This window comes from Endozoicomonas sp. ONNA1, assembly GCF_024606325.1.
Taxonomy (GTDB): domain Bacteria; phylum Pseudomonadota; class Gammaproteobacteria; order Pseudomonadales; family Endozoicomonadaceae; genus Endozoicomonas_A.
Genome location: NZ_JAHHPN010000119.1, coordinates 1 through 3,306, shown reverse-complemented (window position 1 = coordinate 3,306; position 3,306 = coordinate 1). Strand labels below are relative to the sequence as shown.

Annotated in this window: 4 protein-coding genes; 2 read left to right on the top strand and 2 right to left on the bottom strand. The window is 46.9% G+C overall.

The features are described from left to right. Positions 1–187: hypothetical protein (locus KDK19_RS02700; protein ID WP_257291300.1), on the bottom strand; the 187-nt coding region annotated here is incomplete at its 3' end. Between the two features lie 470 nt (positions 188–657). On the opposite strand from KDK19_RS02700, the gene KDK19_RS02695 reads away from it, so the two are divergent. Together KDK19_RS02695 and KDK19_RS02690 are read left to right on the top strand one after the other, a co-directional pair. Continuing rightward, a complete protein-coding gene (locus KDK19_RS02695) occupies positions 658–1,101 on the top strand; it encodes a hypothetical protein (protein ID WP_257275838.1) in 444 nt (147 codons plus the stop codon). A gap of 35 nt (positions 1,102–1,136) precedes the next feature. Further along, positions 1,137–2,345: an MFS transporter gene (locus KDK19_RS02690; protein ID WP_257252946.1), complete on the top strand. Its 1,209-nt coding sequence runs from the start codon at positions 1,137–1,139 to the stop codon at positions 2,343–2,345. A 156-nt stretch (positions 2,346–2,501) separates the two neighbouring features. Here the strand turns inward: KDK19_RS02690 and KDK19_RS02685 are convergent, their stop codons facing one another. After that, complete coding sequence (locus KDK19_RS02685; RefSeq protein ID WP_257291299.1) at positions 2,502–3,167, bottom strand: C2H2-type zinc finger protein; 666 nt, start codon at positions 3,165–3,167, stop codon at positions 2,502–2,504. Positions 3,168–3,306 lie beyond the last annotated feature (139 nt).

Sequence of the window (3,306 nt, the reverse complement as noted above, 5' to 3'; positions counted from 1 at the left end):
GTCCACCCGAGTGGACAGTGTCGTATTCCTCGAGGAAGGACAGATCATTCAGATGTTTTTTTTGCGTAGCCAGATGATCTTTGTGAGCGATGTGGATCCGGTTGTGGTTAACCCCTTCAGCTTCTGCAAGATCGTTCAACTTTTGGGCGAAGGAGAGGTCAGGCAGACGATAGAGTACTCTTAACATACAAAACACCTTTCTTCGGTGATTAATTAAGGTCTCAAAACCCAATGTTAGAGCGTTTACGCATAATTAGCGAATTTGGATCATATGGAAAGAATCAGGACTTTATAACGCACCTCTCTCTTACTAACTCTTTGAAGGCTCAATCAGCCAGAGACAGATAACCGTTTTTTTCGCCAGACCATCACAATTTCCAATTTTAGCGGCTCAGAGAAAGGTAGAGAGCAGACCTGGCGTTCACTCTGCGCAACGAGCCTCCGGCAGAGGCACATAGCAAGGTTGTCTTCATATAACTTTATTCTCACACTGGCTTCAAATTCAACGTTTGCTTTAACCGTGAGGCAAAGCTGAGTGAGGTGGAGGGGTAGAACCCGGGAACGAACGGGAAGAATTTGTCAGACACGGTTGCCGGATTGTTATGAACTTTATGGTGAATGAACTCTCTAAGAATAAATAACTATAAGGAATTTACTATGAATTTACCTCCTGTTCAGCCCTCTGAGCCAACAAGCTCCCAAGCTACTGCGTTTTCAAATCAACTTACAACAACTGACGATTATCATTCATTCCAGGTATTTATACCAAAAGGTAAAAGTACAACTGCATGGATAGAATGGTGCAGGGAAAATGGATTGAATTTTTGGTTAGGAACCAGTGCTGCTCAATTTAAGGTTTCAGAAACAGCAAAAATATTTAATATTGACTCCACTGAAAAATATGAATACTTATTAAAAAACTTCCCTCATGCAGAAGATGATAATTATATAGACTGGGAACGAGTAGCGACTGAGTTTGATGCTGTACACTGCACAGAAGATTTTTTTATTCCGGGATGGGATTGTGAATCAACAGCATGGTTCAATAAAGAGAAATTAGCATTCCAGAAATCTATAAGCTCACAAGAAATTGACTTGTAAAATATATAGTTCAGCATTCAGGTAGCAGTAATAACATGATTGATCTAGCCACGCCCTCTTATCGAAAAGCCACCTTTGCCCTGGCACTGGGGTCATTCCTGATATTCTGTAACCTGTATCTGTTTCAGCCATTGATTCCTGTCATGGCTAATCAATTCTCGATATCTGTGCTCAAGGCCAATGGCCTGCTGGCAGCAAGTACGGCCGGTCTGGCAATGTCACTGTTGCCCTGGGCCATTCTTTCAGAAAAGCTGGGACGTTACCCTGTGATGATGATTAGCCTGGCACTGATACCTCTGACAGGACTGGGCATACTCCTTTCAAACAGCTTGACGGTTATGATTGTTGCCAGAGCACTGCTGGGCGTCGCTCTGGCAGGTTTTGCTGCCGTAGCAGTGGCCTACATGGCAGAAGAATTCACCCAAAACGCCCTCGTGATGGCTGTCGGCACTTATATCAGCGCAAACTCCCTGGGAGGTATCAGTGGCCGTATCTTTGGGGGATTGGTGTCCGAACAGTGGAACTGGGAGACAGCCGTTGCGGCCATGGCACTGTTCAGTCTGCTATGTGCTCTGACTGTCTACGCGTTATTGCCCAGAGCGGTTCATTTTCAGCAAGAATCCGGGGTCAGTGTTAAAGGAGCTACCCGTATTATTGCCGGGCACCTGCATAATCCAAAATTGTTACTGGCTGTATTAATTGGTGGCCTAAACTTTGCCCTGTTCGTCAATTTATACACTGTCATGGGTCTCAGACTGATTGCTCCCCCCCACTCTCTTCCTGTGGGCTGGACTGCACTGATCTTTCTTTGCTACCTGAGCGGCACTATTTCTTCCCGACTCAGTGGGCACTGGCGTAAGCAAAACACCATCACCCAAGGCCTGTTGATCGGAACATTTATTAGCATGTGTGGGTTATGGATAGCCAGTTTTCAGGCCTTGACGACAATCATTATCGGATTATTGCTGATCAGCTCCGGAGCATTCTTTGTTCACTCTCTGGCTTATGGCTGGGTCAGTCATCATGCCACCCGTGCCAAGGCTACGGCTACCGCTCTGTACCTTGTTGCTTATTATCTGGGCGGCAGTCTGGGAGGATTTCTTCTGATCGCATGCTGGCAGACAGCAGCCTGGGGGGGAGTATTAGTGGGGTCAATGACGCTCTATGGATTAATGTACTGGATGTGCTTCAGACTGAGAAAGTATGACTCCACGCACCAAACACCAACCATGGCTGCGCCTTGAGTAAAAGACAAATAGCCTCCGGGAATACGTGCATGAATGCATCCCGTCATAGCTCTCCTTTTCAGATAAATAGCTGTATTTTTGAGGTATTCGAAATAGTATGTGGATCGACTGGCGCCATGGACACGTCGTGCAGGGCTGCACAAACCGAAAAAATCAATCACTTGACTGTGCATCATCAAACTTTTGTTTTCGGTGTTGCTTTCTGTGATCCGACAGGGCTTTCGCGTTTGGCAGGGACTTCTGGCACTCAGGGCAGGTTTGCTCTCCGGTGTGGTATCGACTTTTGTGTTCCGACAAAGCTTTCTTGTTTGGCAGAGCCTTCTGGCACTCAGGGCAGGTTTGCTCTGGGGTGTGATATTGAATTTTGTGAACCGACAGGGCTTGGGTGTTTGACAGAACCTTATGGCACTCAGGGCAGGTTTGCTCTCCGGTGTGATATTGACTTTTGTGAACTGACAGGACTTTAGCGTTTGGCAGGGTCTTCTCGCACTCAGGGCAGGTTTGCTCCGGGGTGTGATCTTTTCTTTTGTGAACCGACAGGGCTTGAGCGTTTGGCAGGGTCTTCTGGCACTCAGGGCAGGTTGGCTCTCCGGTGTGATATTGACTTTTGTGAGTGTTCAATGAGGCTTGAGAGCCAAGTGATTTTTCACAGCCGGGGTGATCACATCGGTATTTTTTGGAGCCTGCCTTCCTTTGTTTTTTCGCAGGAGGTGGATTTAATGTTAATGATCGAGCAGCTGTGCTGTGAGTACCTGAGACAACGGTCGGGCCTTCAGCAGGATGACTTACCGAGCCAGATGTCTTATCGCCTGTTTGCAAATAGACATCTGTTCTGCAAGCGAAAGAGTCGTCTGAGGTTGAACGACACTGGATACTTGTGGAGGGAGCGAAGATACAGCGTCCTTGTCGATGACAACAGGGCTGTTCATGGCAATTTTCGTCAAGGCTATGTCGGAAG

What these genes read in the sequence shown, in the direction of transcription:
- KDK19_RS02695 (WP_257275838.1), top strand. Translation starts at nt 658, where the DNA reads ATGAATTTACCTCCTGTTCAGCCCTCTGAGCCAACAAGCTCCCAAGCT.
- KDK19_RS02690 (WP_257252946.1), top strand. Translation starts at nt 1,137, where the DNA reads ATGATTGATCTAGCCACGCCCTCTTATCGAAAAGCCACCTTTGCCCTG.